This window comes from Pseudomonas sp. F01002 (assembly GCF_004402115.1).
Classification (GTDB): domain Bacteria; phylum Pseudomonadota; class Gammaproteobacteria; order Pseudomonadales; family Pseudomonadaceae; genus Aquipseudomonas; species Aquipseudomonas frigoris.
Genome location: NZ_SOPU01000018.1, coordinates 428,760 through 447,261 on the forward strand (window position 1 = coordinate 428,760; position 18,502 = coordinate 447,261).

General features: G+C 59.7%; 16 protein-coding genes and 1 pseudogene. 8 read left to right on the forward strand and 9 right to left on the reverse strand.

Annotated features, from left to right (window positions below):
• Positions 1–2 precede the first annotated feature (2 nt).
• Genes dapF through E3W21_RS15860 form a run of 4 tightly spaced genes read left to right on the forward strand, consistent with a single transcriptional unit; the run spans position 3 to position 3,175 of the window.
• Positions 3–833, forward strand: a complete 831-nt coding sequence (gene dapF, locus E3W21_RS15845) for a diaminopimelate epimerase (protein WP_134420875.1) — start codon at positions 3–5, stop codon at positions 831–833.
• 13 nt (positions 834–846) lie between these two features.
• Positions 847–1,572, forward strand: coding sequence for a DUF484 family protein (locus E3W21_RS15850; protein WP_129440062.1), 726 nt, complete (start codon positions 847–849; stop codon positions 1,570–1,572).
• Between the two features lie 2 nt (positions 1,573–1,574).
• Positions 1,575–2,474 carry a tyrosine recombinase XerC gene (xerC, locus tag E3W21_RS15855; RefSeq protein WP_008150257.1) on the forward strand — a complete coding sequence of 300 codons (900 nt, stop codon included), beginning with the start codon at positions 1,575–1,577 and terminating at the stop codon, positions 2,472–2,474.
• Entirely contained in the window at positions 2,471–3,175 is a 705-nt protein-coding gene (locus E3W21_RS15860; RefSeq protein ID WP_134420877.1) for an HAD family hydrolase, read from the forward strand. Before xerC ends, E3W21_RS15860 begins: the two co-directional genes overlap by 4 nt.
• A gap of 199 nt (positions 3,176–3,374) precedes the next feature.
• Here the strand turns inward: E3W21_RS15860 and sutA are convergent, their stop codons facing one another.
• The 4 genes from sutA to glnK form a co-directional block, all read right to left on the reverse strand.
• Positions 3,375–3,698, reverse strand: coding sequence for a transcriptional regulator SutA (sutA, locus tag E3W21_RS15865; RefSeq protein WP_129440056.1), 324 nt, complete (start codon positions 3,696–3,698; stop codon positions 3,375–3,377).
• A 102-nt stretch (positions 3,699–3,800) separates the two neighbouring features.
• Positions 3,801–4,226, reverse strand: coding sequence for a secondary thiamine-phosphate synthase enzyme YjbQ (locus E3W21_RS15870; protein WP_008030499.1), 426 nt, complete (start codon positions 4,224–4,226; stop codon positions 3,801–3,803).
• 215 nt (positions 4,227–4,441) lie between these two features.
• A complete protein-coding gene (locus E3W21_RS15875) occupies positions 4,442–5,779 on the reverse strand; it encodes an ammonium transporter (RefSeq protein ID WP_033060693.1) in 1,338 nt (445 codons plus the stop codon).
• A 35-nt stretch (positions 5,780–5,814) separates the two neighbouring features.
• The gene (gene glnK / locus E3W21_RS15880; RefSeq protein ID WP_002555808.1) at positions 5,815–6,153 is read right to left on the reverse strand and encodes a P-II family nitrogen regulator; all 339 of its coding nucleotides are present in this window, start codon (positions 6,151–6,153) and stop codon (positions 5,815–5,817) included.
• Between the two features lie 419 nt (positions 6,154–6,572).
• Between glnK and E3W21_RS15885 the strand changes: the two genes are divergently transcribed.
• Complete coding sequence (locus tag E3W21_RS15885) at positions 6,573–6,833, forward strand: accessory factor UbiK family protein (protein ID WP_134420879.1); 261 nt, start codon at positions 6,573–6,575, stop codon at positions 6,831–6,833.
• Between the two features lie 436 nt (positions 6,834–7,269).
• On the forward strand, positions 7,270–7,791 hold the full coding sequence (locus E3W21_RS15890) for a Bro-N domain-containing protein (RefSeq protein WP_134420881.1): 522 nt from the start codon (positions 7,270–7,272) through the stop codon (positions 7,789–7,791).
• A 52-nt stretch (positions 7,792–7,843) separates the two neighbouring features.
• Here the strand turns inward: E3W21_RS15890 and E3W21_RS15895 are convergent, their stop codons facing one another.
• A complete protein-coding gene (locus tag E3W21_RS15895) occupies positions 7,844–8,134 on the reverse strand; it encodes a HigA family addiction module antitoxin (protein WP_134421242.1) in 291 nt (96 codons plus the stop codon).
• Positions 8,135–9,088: 954 nt separating this feature from the next.
• Here E3W21_RS15895 and E3W21_RS15900 point away from each other — a divergent pair.
• Positions 9,089–10,582, forward strand: a complete 1,494-nt coding sequence (locus E3W21_RS15900) for a YifB family Mg chelatase-like AAA ATPase (protein WP_134420883.1) — start codon at positions 9,089–9,091, stop codon at positions 10,580–10,582.
• Positions 10,583–10,588: 6 nt separating this feature from the next.
• On the opposite strand, the gene E3W21_RS15905 is transcribed toward E3W21_RS15900, so the two are convergent.
• The 3 genes from E3W21_RS15905 to E3W21_RS15920 all read right to left on the reverse strand — a co-directional run bounded on the left by E3W21_RS15905 (position 10,589) and on the right by E3W21_RS15920 (position 14,995).
• Entirely contained in the window at positions 10,589–11,803 is a 1,215-nt protein-coding gene (locus E3W21_RS15905) for an aldose 1-epimerase family protein (RefSeq protein WP_134420885.1), read from the reverse strand.
• A 111-nt stretch (positions 11,804–11,914) separates the two neighbouring features.
• Positions 11,915–13,891: a methyl-accepting chemotaxis protein gene (locus tag E3W21_RS15910; protein WP_134420887.1), complete on the reverse strand. Its 1,977-nt coding sequence runs from the start codon at positions 13,889–13,891 to the stop codon at positions 11,915–11,917.
• A gap of 183 nt (positions 13,892–14,074) precedes the next feature.
• Positions 14,075–14,995: a LysR substrate-binding domain-containing protein gene (locus E3W21_RS15920; protein WP_134420889.1), complete on the reverse strand. Its 921-nt coding sequence runs from the start codon at positions 14,993–14,995 to the stop codon at positions 14,075–14,077.
• A gap of 158 nt (positions 14,996–15,153) precedes the next feature.
• Here E3W21_RS15920 and E3W21_RS15925 point away from each other — a divergent pair.
• Positions 15,154–16,553: pseudogene (locus E3W21_RS15925) on the forward strand (NorM family multidrug efflux MATE transporter).
• A gap of 106 nt (positions 16,554–16,659) precedes the next feature.
• On the opposite strand, the gene E3W21_RS15930 reads toward E3W21_RS15925, so the two are convergent.
• Complete coding sequence (locus E3W21_RS15930) at positions 16,660–18,333, reverse strand: bifunctional diguanylate cyclase/phosphodiesterase (RefSeq protein WP_134420891.1); 1,674 nt, start codon at positions 18,331–18,333, stop codon at positions 16,660–16,662.
• Positions 18,334–18,502 lie beyond the last annotated feature (169 nt).

An 18,502-nucleotide genomic window follows, 5' to 3' on the forward strand; every position in this document is an offset into this window, starting at 1 on the left:
CCATGCTGCTGCGTTTTACCAAGATGCACGGCCTGGGCAATGACTTCATGGTCCTCGACCTGGTCAGCCAGCATGCGCACATCCTGCCCAAACACGCCAAGCAATGGGGCGATCGGCATACCGGTATCGGTTTCGACCAGTTGCTGATCGTCGAAGCGCCAAGCAACCCGGACGTGGATTTCCGCTATCGGATTTTCAACGCCGACGGCTCCGAAGTGGAACAGTGCGGCAACGGTGCGCGCTGTTTCGCACGCTTCGTGCTCGACAAACGCCTGACCGCGAAGCGGCAGATCCGCGTCGAGACCAAAAGCGGCATCATCGAACTGGATATCCGCAGCGACGGGCAGATCGGTGTCAACATGGGCGCACCGCGCCTGGTACCGGCCGACATTCCGTTCGACGCGCCGGAACAGGCCCTGAGTTATCAGGTTGACGTCGACGGTACTGCGGTCGAACTGGCCGCCGTGTCCATGGGCAACCCCCATGCCGTGCTGCGGGTCAGCGACATCAATAATGCACCGGTGCATGAACTGGGGCCGAAAATCGAAAACCATCCGCGCTTCCCGGCGCGGGTCAATGTCGGCTTTCTCCAGGTCATCGACCGGAGCCGCGCGCAGCTGCGCGTCTGGGAACGCGGGACCGGGGAAACTCAGGCTTGCGGAACCGGCGCCTGCGCTGCCGCAGTGGCCGCGATCAGCCAGGGGTGGATGGATTCGCCGCTTTTGATCGACCTGCCCGGCGGGCGTTTGTCCATTGAATGGGCAGGCCCTGGCCAACCGGTCATGATGACCGGCCCGGCAGTGCGCGTTTATGAAGGACAAGTGCGTCTTTGAGAGAGTCGAATCCATGAAAGATAAGCCCCAGGTTCCCGCCCTACAGCCCGACGAATCCCCTTCCGAAAGCCTTGAGGCGGCGGCTATTGCCGCGTACCTGGAGGCTCATCCGGATTTCTTCGTCGAGCACGAAGAACTGCTCGCAACCTTGCGCATTCCGCACCAGCGTGGCGACACCATTTCGCTGGTCGAACGCCAGATGACTATCCTGCGCGACCGCAATATCGAGTTGCGTCATCGCCTCTCGCACTTGATGGACGTGGCCCGCGACAACGACCGTCTTTTCGACAAGACCCGCCGCCTGATTCTCGCGCTGATGGACGCCACCAGCCTGGAAGACGTGGTGATCAGCGTCGAAGACAGTCTGCGCCAGGACTTCCAGGTGCCCTTCGTCAGCCTGATCCTGCTGGGTGACAACCCGATGCCGGTGGGCCGCTGGGTCACTCATGCCGACGCGCAAACGGCCATCGGCGGCTTGCTCTCGGAAGACAAAAGCGTCAGCGGCAGCCTGCGTGAACACGAACTGGACTTCCTGTTCGGCGAAGAACAGCGCAAGCAGATCGGCTCCACCGCCGTCGTCGCCATCAGCTACCAAGGCATCCACGGCGTCCTGGCCATCGCCAGCCGTGACCCGCAGCACTACAAGAGTTCGGTGGGCACGCTGTTCCTCAGCTACATCGCCGAAGTCATGGGCCGCGTGCTGCCACGGGTCAACACCTCCCTGCGCTCGGTACGCTGATCGTGGAACGGCAACTGGACGCTTACTGCGAACACCTGCGCAGTGAGCGGCAGGTGTCGCCTCACACGCTGTATGCCTACCGTCGCGACCTCGACAAAGTGCTGGGCTGGTGCGTCAAACAGAACATCAGCAGTTGGGCGGCCCTGGACATCCAGCGCCTGCGCAGCCTGATCGCTCGTCTGCATTCACAGGGCCAATCTTCGCGCAGCCTGGCGCGGCTGCTGTCGGCGGTGCGCGGGCTCTATCACTATCTGAACCGCGAAGGCCTCTGCGACCATGACCCGGCCAACGGCCTGGCGCCGCCGAAGGGCGAACGTCGGCTGCCAAAAACCCTCGACACCGATCGCGCGCTGCAACTGCTTGAGGGCGCGGTGGAAGATGATTTTCTGGCACGTCGGGATCAAGCGATCCTGGAGCTGTTCTATTCCTCAGGTTTACGGCTGTCGGAGCTGACCGGACTTAATCTGGATCAGTTGGACCTGGCCGACGGCATGGTTCAAGTGCTCGGCAAGGGCAGCAAGACCCGACTGCTGCCGGTCGGCAAAAAAGCTCGCGAAGCGCTGGAGCTGTGGCTGCCGCTACGGGCCATGACCAACCCGGCGGACGACGCGGTGTTTGTCAGCCAGCAAGGCCGGCGCCTCGGCCCACGGGCGATTCAGGTGCGGGTTAAAGCCGCTGGCGAGCGCGAACTGGGACAGAACCTGCATCCGCACATGCTGCGCCACTCCTTTGCCAGCCATTTGCTGGAGTCTTCCCAGGACTTGCGAGCGGTTCAGGAGTTGCTCGGCCACTCGGACATCAAAACCACCCAGATCTACACCCACCTGGACTTCCAGCACTTGGCGACGGTTTACGACAGCGCCCATCCAAGGGCCAAACGCATCAAAGGCGATGAGTCATGAGAATTCAATTGATCACCTTCGACCTCGACGACACCCTGTGGGACACCGCCCCGGTGATCGTCAGCGCCGAAGCCATATTGCGTGAATGGCTGACCGAACACGCACCAAATCTGGGCGCCGTGCCGGTGGAGCATTTGTGGGCGATTCGCGAACGGATCCTGAGCGGTGAGCCGGGCCTCAAGCACCGCATCAGCGCCCTGCGCCGCCGAGTCTTGTTCCACGCGCTGGAAGAGGCCGGTTACGACCATGGTCAGGCCTCAGATCTGGCCGACAAGAGTTTTGAAGTGTTTCTGCATGCGCGGCATCAGCTGGACATCTTCCCGGAGGTGCAACCGACCCTGGAGACTCTGGCCAATCACTACGCGCTCGGCGTGGTCACCAATGGCAACGCCGATGTGCGCCGGTTAGGGCTGGCGGATTACTTCAAGTTTGCCTTGTGCGCCGAAGACATCGGCATCGGCAAGCCGGATGCGCGACTGTTTCATGAGGCGTTGCAGCGTGGTGGTGCGACGGCCGAGACGGCCGTGCATATCGGCGATCATCCGGGTGACGACATTGCCGGCGCCCAGCAGGCGGGTTTGCGGGCGATCTGGTTTAACCCGACGGGCAAAGTTTGGGAAGCCGAGAAGGCACCAGATGCCGAGATACGCAGCCTGAGCGAGTTGCCGGCGTTGTTGGCCCTCTGGAACGCCCAACATTGATCCTGTTTAGTACAAAATCAAATGTGGGAGCGGGCTTGCTCGCGAAAGCGGTGTGTCAGTCGACATCAATGCTGACTGACACGGCCCCTTCGCGAGCAAGCCCGCTCCCACAGGGGATCACTGCAAATTCCAGATTTTTACACTGCCCATAAAAAAGCCCGCAGCGACGGCGGGCTTTTTCAGCAAGCAAGTAGCAGGCTCAGATAGGCCGGCTGCCGTACTTGTTGTCAGGCTTCTTGGGCGGATCGGCGACCACATTGGCCTCCACTTCCTGCACCTTGCCGCCCTTGGCCAGGAACTCATCCATGGCCCGCGCCAGAGCGTCACGCTCCTTGTTTTTTGCTTCGACGCTCGGCAGTTCATCGACCGATACCGCTGCCTTGGCTTTGCCTTTGGCGGTCGGAACGGGCGTTTCACCGCCATCGTCGTCAGCAACGTCTTCCGCTGCTGTTTCCAGACCTTCTTCGGTTTCGTCGTCGTCGCCTACTTCGAGGTCGTCGTTTTCCAGATCATCGTCGCTCATGTTCTACCTCATGACTTGCGAAAAGCAGATTAGTTATAGCCCAGCTTCGCCGTCTGTCGAAGGCCGCCGGAAAAAATTCTACAACCGCTGGCAACCAGCGGTTTATGCCTCTTCACCGTGCACGGTGGCGAGGACTTTACGGGCACCGCCAAAATCACGGTGCTCGCCCAGATAAACGCCTTGCCAGGTCCCCAACGCCAGTCGGCCTGCCGAAATCGGCAAACTGAGCTGACAGCCAAGCACGCTGGCCTTGAAGTGCGCCGGGAGGTCGTCCAGGCCTTCGTCGTTATGCTCATAGCCGTCTGTTCCTTGTGGGATCAGACGATTGAAAAATCGTTCGAAGTCGCGACGTACCGCCGGATCGGCGTTCTCGTTGATGGTCAACGACGCCGAGGTATGCTGCAGCCACAAATGCAACAGGCCGACCCGACATGCCTTGAGTTCAGGCAGGCCGGCGAGTAACTCGTCCGTTACCAGATGAAAGCCCCGGGGCCTCGCCCGCAGGGTAATCAGAGTCTGTTGCCACATACAGTTCTCCGCACGTTCGGGGCGCATTCTAGCGCGCTCTGGGAAAAAACAAAGGCCCTAATATTCCTTCAATCATGTAAGCCATTGGCCGCAGAAAAACGCTCGTCGTAAACGCCACTAAACGTGTACGAAAAAACCTTTCAGCAGTTCCTTCACTGACAAACTCCAGACAAAAAAATGCCCGGCAAGCCGGGCAAGTTTTTTTGTGCGCGTACTTACAAGTTGTAGCCGCGTTCGTTGTGGAGTGCCAGATCGATGCCGACCGCCTCTTCTTCCTCAGTGATACGCAGACCCATGACGGCGTCCAGCACTTTGAGAATGATGAAGGTGACGATCGCGGTGTAGATCACCGTGAAGCCCACGCCTTTGCACTGAATCCAGACTTGTGCGGCGATGTCGGTGACGGTGCCGAAACCACCCAGCGACGGTGCAGCGAAGACACCGGTCAGGATCGCGCCGAGGATACCGCCGATACCGTGCACGCCGAAGGCGTCCAGGGAGTCGTCATAGCCGAGTTTGCGTTTCAGGGTGGTGGCGCAGAAGAAGCACACCACGCCGGCAGCCAGACCGATGACCAGAGCGCCCATCGGGCCCACGGTGCCAGCGGCTGGGGTGATTGCAACCAGACCGGCCACAACACCCGAAGCGATACCCAGGGCACTTGGTTTGCCGTGAGTGATCCACTCGGCGAACATCCAGCCCAGTGCAGCGGCGGCGGTTGCGATCTGGGTCACCAGCATCGCCATACCAGCAGTGCCGTTGGCCGCTGCGGCGGAGCCGGCGTTGAAGCCGAACCAGCCAACCCACAGCATGGCAGCGCCCATCAGGGTGTAACCGAGGTTGTGCGGCGCCATCGGGGTGGTCGGGAAGCCTTTACGTTTGCCCAGTACCAGGCAGGCAATCAGACCGGCCACACCGGCGTTGATGTGCACCACGGTGCCGCCGGCGAAGTCCAGCACGCCCCAGTCCCACAACAGGCCGCCGTTACCGGACCAGACCATGTGCGCGATGGGTGCATAAACCAGAGTGAACCAGACGCCCATGAAGATCAGCATGGCGGAGAACTTCATCCGCTCGGCGAAGGCACCGACGATCAGCGCAGGGGTGATGATGGCGAACGTCATCTGGAAGGTGACGAACACCGCTTCAGGGAACAGCGCCGCAGGCCCGGTCAGGCTCGCTGGCGTGACACCGGCGAGGAATGCCTTGCCCATGCCACCGAAGAACGAGTTGAAGTTGATGACGCCCTGTTCCATGCCGGTGGTGTCGAACGCGATGCTGTAGCCATAAATGACCCACAGGATGCTGATCAGACCGGTAATGGCGAAGCACTGCATCATCACGGAAAGAATGTTTTTGGAGCGAACCATGCCGCCGTAGAACAGCGCGAGGCCGGGAATGGTCATGAACAGCACGAGGGCTGTCGAGGTCATCATCCAGGCAGTGTCGCCGGAGTTGAGGACTGGGGCTGCCACTTCGTCTGCCGCCATGGCCAGGCCGGGCATTACGAGGGACAACAGGGCTCCTAGCCCTGCGAATTTACGCAGAGTCATATTGTTTTCTCCTGGGGCGTTGGGTTTGTGGCGGCTTAGATTGCGTCGGTATCGGTTTCGCCGGTACGGATGCGAATCGCCTGCTCCAGATTGACCACGAAGATCTTGCCGTCACCGATCTTGCCGGTGTTGGCAGCCTTGGTTATCGCCTCGATAACCCGGTCAAGATCCTTGTCGTCAATGGCGACATCGATCTTCACCTTTGGCAGGAAATCGACCACGTATTCCGCGCCGCGATACAGCTCGGTGTGACCCTTCTGCCGACCGAAGCCTTTGACTTCAGTAACGGTAATGCCCTGCACGCCGATCTCGGACAGCGACTCGCGTACGTCGTCCAGTTTGAACGGCTTGATGATGGCAGTGACTAGCTTCATGAAAACTCTCTCCCGAATTGGTGGACTTGCCCCAGGAAAACAAACCCGACTCAAGTCTAAGCGCAGTGCCTGGCTTTGTAACGCATCGTCGGCCTTACCTGCCCGTCCGACGCCTGCTAACCACTCCGCACGAAACACTTCCCCCGTTCCGCTTGGCGCACTGCATTCGTCACAGCGACTGCATCAGTGCATGGGTCACTACCGACTAAGCAGAAAGCTTGCCATCTCGCCGAAACCCACTGATTTCAAGCCTTTAGCCGCTGCTGCAAGCGGCTTCGCGCAAAATGGCCCGACGGATACGCACAACAACAGTGCACAGCCGTCCGTCCCCATGCGCGAAAAGCGTGCACCCCTGACTGCGAGATTGACTATAGACACTGCGTGATACACTGCCCGCCATTGTTGACAGGACATTACCCATGCTCGCGCCCAAAGACTTCCTCGATGCCCTGAGCGGCACCACCTCCCGCCTCTTCAGCGGCGAAACCCCACTGCCGAAAAGCGAAATCGAAAGCCAGTTCAAGGCTCTGTTGCAGAGCGGCTTCAGCAAGCTGGATCTGGTGAGCCGGGAAGAGTTTGATAGCCAGATGGTTGTGCTCGCACGGACTCGTGCACGGTTGGAAAGTCTTGAGGCGAAGGTTGCGGAGCTGGAAGCGAAGCTCAATCCACCTTCCGAATAACACCACATTCCCTGTGGGAGCGGGCTTGCCCGCGAATGGAGTCGCCTCGGTCTACCAGCCATCCCACACGAGACAGACCACCCCTGTAGGAGCTGCCGAAGGCTGCGATCTTTTGATCTTTAAGCCCTCAAGAACCCCGGCAGCGTCCTACAAGAAAACCACCGCCGTCCGATTGCGCCGCAAAGCCCCGGTTCCTAAGCTCACCTTCTGCTGAATATTCAGCACTGGGTTTGGCGACCTGGAACCAAGCTATGCACGCAACCTCATTCGATTATGGATATCTCTCCCAATTCGAATTATGGCGGCTGCGTGTGGGAGACCTTCGGGTCTGCCGGTATTCGCCTGGCCGGTTCGCCAACCCGCACGCAGCTGCCACCCTTATTGTTTGGCGACGATAAGTGGCAGTCATCTATCAAGCGAATTTGGGTACTGCACCATGGACGAAAACTATCTGACCACACACGTCTTCACCCGCCACAAACTCCACCTCCACGCCCTCCTTCTGGAAAACCAACCCTGGTTCAGCGCCCGCGACCTGGGCCGCCTGCTACGCCTCTACCTCGACGAACGCGCCGTCCGAAAACTCGACACCGACCAACATCAGTCATTACGGATACTCACCCACGGCACCATCGAAAACACCCTGCTAATCAGCGAGTCCGGCGTCTACGCCCTACTCGTCTACCACTATTGCCCCGAATACCGAGGCCTGCGCGAATGGCTAACCCACAACGTAGTGCCAGCCCTCAGAGACGCCCAACAACCCACCTCAACCGAACGCCCGATCCTGAGCCTGCTGAACTGGCCAGAGATGTCGTTGAGTTTGCTGCACTGGAATAACCAACCGTGGATTAGGTTGCAGGATGTTCCGCAGATGCTGGCGGATAGTGAACGGCCGCAGCCTGCAGTCAATGCACCTTGGTGGAAGCGTGCTTCCCGAATACTCCAGGCATTCTGAACGACAAAAAAAACCCCACGTTACAGCGTGGGGTTCGTTCAGGAATTGAGGCTCAGGCGCAGTGCGGAAGCCGCTCAACCTGATCCCGGATCGCGGCCCCTCGCTCAATCTCGGCTTTGCGCAAATCGTAAGTCGATTGCAGGTTCAGCCAGAATTCCGGGGTCGTGTCCAGACAGATAGATAGCCTTAGAGCCATATCAGCGCTGACACCCCGACGCTGGAGCACGATGTCGTTCACCGTTGGTGTCGAAACGCTCAATGCTCTGGCCAAAGCCGCAGCAGTAAGGCTCAGAGGCTCCAGGTATTCCTCTTTGAGGATCTCGCCGGGGTGAACCGGGCGCATACCATTCTTAATCGTCACGCCCCATTGCCTCCTGCCCCAAGAATGAATATTCAGCGTTGAGCAGCGGTGCCTACTCGAAACGCGGAGTTCTTAAGTTTCGTACAGATCAAAAACCGCCCCAGCCGAAGCTGGAGCGGTTTCCGCCGGGTCAATCCTTACCGCGGATCATCCCAGCGGTCCCGCAGAAACTCGTACAGGCGAAAAGCCCATAGCGCGTTTCTAACGAGGCTCCACATATGTTTAAGAAACTTAGACATACTTTGGCCCTCCTTGCGTGAGGCCAAACCTCCAGTGCACTTTCCGGTGTACGCACACCTTTGGGAATACATGTGAGTGTGTTCGCTGAGGCGGCCGGGTGTGGGTTCCTCAAAACCTGCGCCGGCACGACTCTCACATCGTGTTGAGGAACATGAAAATCTTTACGCCCCCAGCCACACTTCGAAATCACTCACTCATCGAGCCTCATCGCGGCGAATGCTATCGCAGTTCTTTCAATGCTTACCTTTCAAATCTGCTAACGAGTTGTATCAAATCATGAAGTGGCGAACGTCCTTTCCATCTCCTCGCTGTTATTGGTTCCTACCATAAGCAGATCGCTATTGACGCTTGCCTGGAAGATCAAATTTGAATAGGCTTCCCATCGTGAGTGTTTTCGTTGAGGAAGCGCAGGCCTCGGCCTCACCGAAGCCTGCAAATAAAAAACCGCCTACTCAAGGCGGTTTTTTTTCGCCTTCGATTTAGCTTTCGCCGACATCCTTCATCGATCCAGGCAACGTCCTACAACAACCTCATCCCGCGACTGATTACGTCGACAATCCCCATTCCCTTACGCTTTTCCCCACCCGAAAGACACTCGCAACATCCTGCGGAAGTTTGGCACCTGCGCCGCTGCACTACCCGACTACCCTTCAAAAAACCGCAGGAAGCGGTTCCCGTAAAGCTCAAGGAACGACCATGTCACTCTCCATCGTTCACAGCCGCGCCCAGATTGGCGTGGATGCGCCCGCCGTTACCGTAGAAGTCCATCTTGCCAACGGTTTGCCCTCATTGACGATGGTTGGTTTACCCGAAGCGGCAGTAAAGGAAAGCAAGGACCGGGTACGTAGCGCGATCATCAATTCAGGCCTGCAATTTCCGGCGCGGCGCATCACGCTGAATCTCGCGCCTGCGGACTTACCGAAGGATGGCGGACGGTTTGATCTGGCGATTGCCTTGGGGATTCTGTCCGCCAGTGTGCAGGTGCCAACGTTGACGCTGGATGGCATTGAATGCCTGGGAGAGTTGGCGTTGTCAGGCGCGGTACGTGCCGTGAGAGGCGTGTTGCCGGCTGCGCTCGCCGCACGCAAGGCCGGGCGTTCGTTGATGGTGCCGCGGGCGAACGCCGAGGAGGCGTGCCTGGCGTCGGGGTTGAAGGTTTTTGCCGTGGATCACCTGCTGGAAGCCGTTGCGCACTTCAATGGACATACGCCAGTCGAGCCCTACGTTTCCAACGGGTTGCTCTATGCAAGTAAACCCTATCCGGACTTGAATGAAGTGCAGGGGCAAATCTCGGCCAAGCGCGCATTGCTGATTGCGGCGGCTGGAGCTCATAACCTGCTGTTTAGCGGACCGCCGGGGACCGGGAAAACACTGTTGGCGAGTCGGTTACCGGGGCTGCTTCCCCCGTTAGCCGAAAACGAGGCGCTGGAAGTCGCTGCCATTCAATCCGTCACCAGTTGCGTGCCCTTGAGCCACTGGCCGCAAAGACCATTCCGCCAACCCCATCACTCGGCCTCCGGCCCGGCGTTGGTGGGCGGCGGTTCGAAGCCGCAGCCCGGCGAAATCACCCTCGCCCATCATGGCGTGCTGTTCCTCGACGAACTTCCGGAATTCGATCGTAAGGTGTTGGAGGTTTTAAGGGAGCCGCTGGAGTCCGGCCACATCGTGATTTCTCGCGCCAAGGATCGAGTACGCTTCCCGGCACGCTTTCAATTGGTAGCGGCGATGAACCCCTGTCCCTGTGGATATCTTGGCGAACCCAGCGGCAAATGCAGTTGTACACCAGACATGGTCCAGCGCTACCGCAACAAACTGTCGGGCCCACTGCTGGATCGCATCGACCTGCACCTGACCGTCGCCCGTGAAGCTACGGCTTTGAATCCAGCGTTGAAGGCCGGCGACGACACGGCCACTGCTGCTGTTCTGGTCGCCGATGCACGAGAGCGGCAACACAAACGCCAGGGCTGCGCCAACGCCTTTCTCGATTTGCCAGGCCTGCGCCGCCATTGCAACTTATCCACAGCCGACGAAACCTGGCTGGAGACAGCGTGTGAACGACTGACCTTGTCGCTAAGGTCAGCACATCGACTGCTCAAAGTGGCGCGCACTCTGGCGGACCTTGAGCATGTCGATGGCATCACCCGCGAGCATCTGGCCGAGGCGCTGCAATACCGGCCGAGCACAAATTAGCAGGGATTATTCCTTGGTGAGATCCACCAACGGCGTTTGCCGCACCTCAGTCTGCCGCCCGCCCTGAATCTCGTTCACTCGCTTCAACGCGTTATCCACAGCCCCCTTGTCCGCCAGCAAGCTGTAGCTGATCTGGAACTGCTTCTGCTCCTTGGCAGCAATCGTTGGCACCAGATTCAGTGGCCGCTGATACCGGCGGTTGTAGGAAAAGCTCGTTCCTGGCTCAAGACCCGTGACATAGCCCTGCCCTTGGGTGTCCGTGTTTTTCCACAGGGAGAACACCGGCAACTGCTGAGTATTGAAACCCACCGACACCCCGAGGCTGCCGGCCTTGTTATGCAACACGGTGAGCGTATCGCCCTTGGCGTCGGCATACGGCACAACGTTGTAAACCGTCTCGTCGTAGTCCTTGGTCGGTGCGCGATAGGTTTGCCAGTCCGGCAGATCCCCTTTTGCCTTGTCATTGAACGGCGAGACCTGTTTCACCGGTGCGGCGAAACGGGCGCCCTGCTCCAGGAATGGAGTACTGAAATTGCTGTGGTACAACGCCTGATATTCCTTTGGATAATCGCCGTTGTTAGTGAGGGTGTCGTTGAGGGCGAACGCTGCGCTGCCGGGCTCGGTGACCAGTTCGGTCATCACCGAGAAGTCGACTTTCTTGAACGCCTGCTCTTTCAGCTCGCCGCGCAGGCTGATGGTGTAAGGCGCTTTTTCATCGATGTGCAACGTGACTTTGCTGGCCGGGATGTTGGCGGCGCGGCCGTGGAGCGTCAGCAGTTCACCGTTGTCCATGCCGGGGTGACCGACCCACTCGTAGCCACAGCGGGCGACCAGTTCGTTAAAGCCTTCCAGCCAACCCAATCCGCCGCGACCATTGAGTTCAATGAAGGACGGATTGACCACGTCCTTGACCGGCGAATCCCAACCCATGCGCAAATCACCGACCGACGCCTGCAGGACGTTCATCCCGCGGGTCGGCACCACCGAGAGCTTCATGGTGCCGTTATCGATATCGACGATGCTGACGCCCTCCTGCCGACCGCCGTGCAAGGTGCGCAGGGTGACCGAGAAGGGTTTACCGGTTTTGATGCCGAGTTGCTGACTGGTGATCTGCCAGTTCTGGGCCGCTTTGTCGGTGTCGAGCAACACGTAGTCCCAAGCCATGGCGTGGGAGGTAGCCGACAGCGCACCGAGAGCGATGATGAGTTTGAGCGGAGTCATGACAGGAGCCTTTCTTGGAGTTGTGTCGTTTTTATAGTCTTGCTGAAACGATTCATCAAGCTTAAAAACAACACAACTCAGCTCATGGCAGAGAAAGAATGCGGCGGCGCCTCAGCGGAACCGGTCAACCTCATGCCGCAAATCCGCCGCCAGCTTCTCCAACTCTTTGGCAGTGATCGCCAGATTGGACACCACTTCGCGCTGCTCACTGTTCGCCAGGGCAATGCTTTGCAGGTTGCTGCTCAGCAAGGTGGCGGTACTGCTCTGCTCTTGAGTCGCGGTGGTGATCGCCGCGAATTGCTGACCGGCAGAATGGCTTTGCTCATCGATCCGTGCCAGGGCACTGGCGACGTTGGCGTTGCGCGACAGGCCTTCCTGCATCAACACATTGCCCTGTTCCATGGTGCTGATGGCGTTACCGGTTTCCTGCTGGATGCTTTGAATCATGCCGGAAATTTCATCTGTCGCCTGACGGGTACGCGAAGCCAGGTTACGCACCTCATCGGCGACCACGGCAAAGCCACGACCCTGTTCGCCGGCACGAGCGGCTTCGATGGCGGCGTTGAGCGCCAGCAGGTTGGTTTGATCGGCAATCGAGGTAATCACACCGACGATGCCACCGATTTCCTGGGAGCGCTGACCCAAGGTATTGATCACCGTCGCCGTGCTGTTCAGCGCGCCGGCGATTTGCTCCAGAGACGAGGACGCTTCGTCCATCGACGTACGACCGATCTGGGTTTGCTGTGCGTTTTCCTGAGCCAGACGCTGGGTGTTACCCATGTTGTCGGCAATATTCAGGGAAGTGGCGCTGAACTCTTCCACGGCGCCGGCCATGCTGGTGATTTCGCCCGACTGCTGCTCCATCCCTTCATAGGCGCCGCCGGACAGACCGGACAAGGCCTGGGCGCGGCTGTTGACCTCTTGCGAGGCCTTGCGGATGTGCTCGACCATGGTCGACAGCGCCTGGCTCATCTGGTTGAACGCACGGGCCAGCTGACCGATTTCGTCATTGCTCGATACGTTCAGCCGCACGCTCAAATCACCGGCGCCCAAGGCTTCGGCCTGACGCACCAGATCACCCAGCGGCGCGAGTTTGCTGCGCAGCAACCAGACCGCCGCCCCCACAGCGATCAACATCGCCAGCAGACTGCCAATCGCCAATTGAATGCCGACACTCCAGGTCACGGCACGAATTTCGGTTTTCGGCATGCTCGCCACCACCGACCATGGGCCGCCTTCAAACGGTACGGCAATGCTGTAGAAATCTTCGGACTTGTCGCTCCAGAACTCGCCCTTGCCCGGCGTTTTCGCCAAGCCAACGATGGTCGGAGTCGCTTGATCCAGCGCTTGTACGCCCGCGATCGGCACCAGCCATTTGCTCTGTTCATCCAGCAGCGCCAGGGAACCGGTCTGGCCGATACGGAAGCGCTTGAGGTTGGCAAACTGCGCGTTCTGCGCGTCGGTGTAGTCGAATCCTACGAACAGAACGGCAATCACCTTACCGCCGCTGTCACGTACGGGGGTGTACTGAGTCATGTAGGAGCGTTCGAACAACAAGGCGCGACCGACGTAGGCCTGCCCCGCCATCAAGCGGGCATAGGCCGGGTTCGCGTGATCGAGCAGCGTGCCGATGGCTCGGGTGCCATCCTGTTTGCTCAGGGACGTGCTGACCCGGATGAAGTCTTCGCCGCTGCGCACAAACACCGTCGCCACGCCGGCGGTCATTTGCTTGAACTCATCCACTTCCTTGAAATTGTTGTTCAGCACTTCGCTGCCCAGGTGCAGGCCCGGCGTCTGCGCGCCCGCTACCGCCACCGGTTCATCCGGATGCACGCTCAGACCGGCGCTGAAGCGCTTCTCGAACAGACCGCTCAGGCGCTGGGTGCTTTCACGCAACGTGCCGTGAAAGGTGCTCAACTGATCGGCCAGCAACCGGGCTTCACTGGCCAGGTGCTCTTCGCGGGTGGCGAGGTTGGCGGTGTCCAGCGAACGCAGGGCGAACACGGTACTGCCGCTGATGACAATCGCCAGTATCACGGCAAGCGCAAGACCAAGCTGTGAGGCGATCCGGGCACGAGGTTGAGACATGACAGCTCCTGGCCGAGCGACCGGATCCTCCTTGATCTGGCTGCACACTCAGCAAAATTCTAATAATGGGAATTGCGTCGAACCTGCACGAAGGTTCCACCTGCATTTTCGGCGGAAAATCTGAATACTTGAGTAATTAGCCGGGATATGGCTCAAGGCCGCCATTGCGGCGGCTCTATCAATTCAGCTCAAGTGTTGAACGTCGGGCAATTCCATTGCTCGGGCTTCGCCTTGCAGGAAGTCGCTGAGCCTGCGCAAACGTTCACCTCCGGGGCGGGTTTTCGGCCAGACCAGGTAATATTTCTCACCGCTGGCGACGGCCGTCGGCCACGGCAGACTCAGACGTCCCTGAGCCACATCTTCCGCTACCATCAGCAGATCACCCATGGACACGCCATAACCTCGGGCGGCAGCGATCATGCCCAGTTCCAGCGTGTCGAACACCTGCCCGCCCTTGAGCGACACCTGATCCGCCAGCCCCATGCGTTCCAGCCAACTGCGCCAGTCGCGACGATCCGGTGTCGGGTGCAGCAGTTCGGCATTGGCCAGCCGTGCGACATCCCACGGTTGCTCCTGCAAAAGATTCGGCGCGCCGACTGGAATCAGCTCTTCCGGGAACAGGAAACTCGCCTCCCAGTCCGGCGGAAAATGCCCATTGCTGAGGATGACGGCGCAGTCGAACGGTTCATGGTTGAAGTCCACCGAGTCGACGTCCATCCAGGCGCTGGTCAATTGCACCTCGTTGCCCGGTTGCAGGTGCCGAAAGCGGCTGAGCCGGGCCAGCAGCCAACGCATGGTCAGGGTTGACGGCGCTTTCATGCGCAGGATGTCATCTTCGGCGCGCAAGGTATTGCAGGCCCGCTCCAGGGCGGTGAAGCCTTCGCGAATACCGGGCAGGATCAACCGCGCCGATTCGGTCAATTGCAGATTGCGCCCACTGCGGTGAAACAGCCGACAGGCAAAATGCTCTTCGAGCGTACGAATATGCCGACTGACCGCACTTTGAGTAATCGATAACTCTTCGGCCGCACGGGTAAACGAGCTGTGCCGCGCCGCCGCTTCGAATGCGCGCAGGGCATACAAGGGAGGAAGACGACGGGACATTCGGAAAGCTCCTATAGCGGGATTCGGTCACCCTAGCAGAAACTCTTCAGCATGAGTTTGAATCATGCAACCCATCCTTTTTATCCCTTTGTGCAAACCCCGTAGAGCGCCGAGAATCGACGCTTTCCTGTCCTCTCTGATAATCGAGCGTGATGACCATGCAGCATCCAGCACGTACCGAACTCTGGGCCATCCTGCGGCTGGCGGGGCCGTTGATTGCCTCGCAGTTGGCGCACATGCTGATGATCCTCACCGACACCTTGATGATGGCGCGCCTGAGTCCTGAGGCGCTGGCCGGTGGCGGTCTGGGCGCAGCAACTTATTCGTTCGTGTCGATCTTCTGCATTGGCGTGATCGCCGCGGTCGGCACCCTCGTGGCAATCCGTCAGGGTGCCGGCGACATCGTCGGCGCCGCCAGGCTGACCCAGGCCGGGTTATGGCTGGCGTGGTTGATGGCGTTGGTGGCCGGGCTGCTGCTGTGGAACCTCAAGCCGGTGTTGCTGCTGTTCGGCCAGACCGAAACCAACGTCCACGCGGCCGGGCAATTCCTGCTGATCCTGCCGTTCGCCCTGCCCGGCTACCTGAGCTTCATGGCCCTGCGCGGCTTCACCAGTGCCATCGGCCGGGCAACACCGGTGATGGTCATCAGCCTCGGCGGCACCGTGGCCAACTTCCTGCTCAATTACGCATTGATTACCGGCATGTTCGGTCTGCCGAAACTGGGGTTGATGGGCATCGGGCTGGTTACCGCTATTGTCGCCAACTGCATGGCGCTGGCGCTGGCCTGGCACATACGTCGGCATCCGGCCTACGACGCTTATCCCTTGCGTCAGGGCTTGTCGCGACCTAACCGTCAATACCTCAAGGAACTGTGGCGCCTGGGCCTGCCGATTGGTGGCACCTACGCGGTGGAAGTCGGACTGTTTGCTTTCGCCGCGCTGTGCATGGGCACCATGGGCAGTACGCAACTGGCGGCGCACCAGATCGCCCTGCAGATTGTTTCGGTGGCGTTCATGATTCCGGCGGGGCTTTCGTATGCGATCACCATGCGCATCGGCCAGCATTACGGTGCCGGACAGTTGCTGGATGCACGTCTGGCCGGACGGGTCGGGATCGCCTTTGGTGCCGCGTCAATGCTGGGCTTTGCCATGGTCTTCTGGTTGCTGCCGAATCAGTTGATCGGTTTGTTCCTGGACCACAATGACCCGGCGTTCCGCGACGTCATCAACCTGGCCGTGAGCCTGTTGGCGGTCGCCGCGTGGTTTGAGCTGTTCGACGGCACGCAAACCATCGCCATGGGCTGCATTCGCGGGCTCAAGGATGCCAAGACCACGTTCCTGGTGGGTTTGTGGGGTGCTATTGGCTGATTGGCGCGCCAGCCGCCTGGTGGATGGCCTTCCATTTGAATTGGGGGCCGACGGGTGTCTGGTGGGGATTGGCGCTGGGGCTGGCGTGTGCGGCGGTGAGCCTGACGTGGGCGTTTGAGTGGAAGATGAAACGGATGATCAGGCGCGAACCGGCGCCAGAACAGAACTTCGGGACCGTCCAGACAGAATGAGATCAATGTGGGAGCGGGCTTGCTCGCGAAGGGGGCGTGTCAGTCGACATCATTTTGACTGACATACCGCTTTCGCGAGCAAGCCCGCTCCCACATTTGTCCGTGGTTAGTTCACGACTTCCTGTGCAGGCTGTTGGCTGCTGCCAAAGGTCAGGTATTCCACCAGTTCAGCCAACGGCAACGGCTTGCTGATCAAATATCCTTGCACCTGATCGCAGCCAAACCCGCGCAACAGATCCAGTTGCTCCGGCGTTTCTACGCCTTCGGCCACCACTTCCAGATTGAGGTTGTGCGCCAGGTTAATCATCGCGTGGACCAGTTTTCGATTCTCTTCGCGCTGCTCCATGCCGCCGACAAAGCTCTTGTCGATCTTCAATAAGGCAATCGGCAGGCTGTTGAGGTGCACGAACGAAGAGAAACCGGTGCCGAAGTCGTCGAGGGAGAAGCGCACACCCAGACGCCCCAGGGCATCCATGGTCTGTTTGACCAGATCGCTGCGGCGCATCACCGCGGTTTCAGTCAGTTCGAACTCCAGCCATTGCGCCTCGACGCCGCGTTCGGCAATCAACCGACTCAGTGTCGAGAGTAACTGGCTGTCCTGAAACTGCCGGAACGACAGGTTGATCGCCATGTGCAGCGCTGGCAGACCCCGCTCGCGCAACGCCTGCATGTCCCGCAGGGCCCGCGAAATCACCCAGTAACCCAGCGGCACGATCAAGCCGCTTTGCTCGGCCAGCGGCACGAATTCGCTGGGAGGCAGCAAGCCGCGCTCGACATGACGCCAGCGTACCAAGGCCTCGAGGCCGACGATCTGCCCGTCCTCAAGGTTCAGCCGTGGCTGGTAATGCAATTCCAGCTCGTCACGACGCAACGCCCGGCGCAGCTCGCTTTCGAGGTCGGCCATGCTGCGGGCATTGCGGTTGATGCGTTCGTTGAAGATGTGAAAGGTACAGCCCTGCGTACTTTTGGCTTGTTGCATGGCGATGTGTGCGTGCCACATCAGCGGGTCGGCGCCGGCCTGAGCCCGGGCGTGGGCAATACCGAGGCTGGAACCGATCAACAGGCTTTCGCCATCGACCCAGTAAGGTTCGGCCAGCGCTTCCGTAATGCGCTCGGCCATCCATTCGGCGCGCTGAGGCGCGCGGCGGGTGTCGATCAGCAGGGCGAACTCATCACTGCCCAGCCGCGCCAATTGATCGCTGGCCTCAAGCTGGCTTTTCAGCCGCGCGACCACTTGCAGGATCAACCGGTCACCGGCCTGGTGGCCGAGGGCATCGTTGGCGTGGCGGAAGTTGTCGAGGTCGAGGTGACCGAGGGCCAGGCCGCGGCCGTCGTTTTCCGCCAGGCGTGCCGCCAGTAAGGTCTGGAAACCCTGGCGATTGGCGATGCCGGTCAGCGGGTCTTGCTCGGCCAGGCGCTGCAGGGTGTTTTCCAGCACGCCACGCTCGCGCACATGCCGCAGGCACCGGCGCAACATGCCGGAATCAAGGTGATCGCGCACCAGCCAGTCACTCACACCATCGGGCGGCGACAGCGGCTCATGTTCGAGCAGCAATACCGTCGGCAGGCTGCAACGGCCAGGTAGAGGTTGAAGCGCTGGAATCGTCAACAACACCGCACCGCGGTTGTCATCGAACAGACTGCTGACTGACTCCCAGCTCGGCGCGCTGATCAGCACGGTCGAGCTCCCCATCGGAGCCAGACACTCACGCAACAACGCTGCCCACGCTGGCTCTTCGGCCAGTAGCAGCAAACGCAAGGGTTCGACAGGCGTAGACAAGCTAGCTCCCTAGACTCTGCAAAGATGTAGGCGGCGGGCATTATGCAGCGCCGGTAACCAATGACCAAATGACCTCGGTTATCAAACGCGGCTTTGTATCTTGAATAACGAACAATAGACGCACATTTATCGCGCATCCTGCGTGAAAGTATCAAAACCGGCAAATATA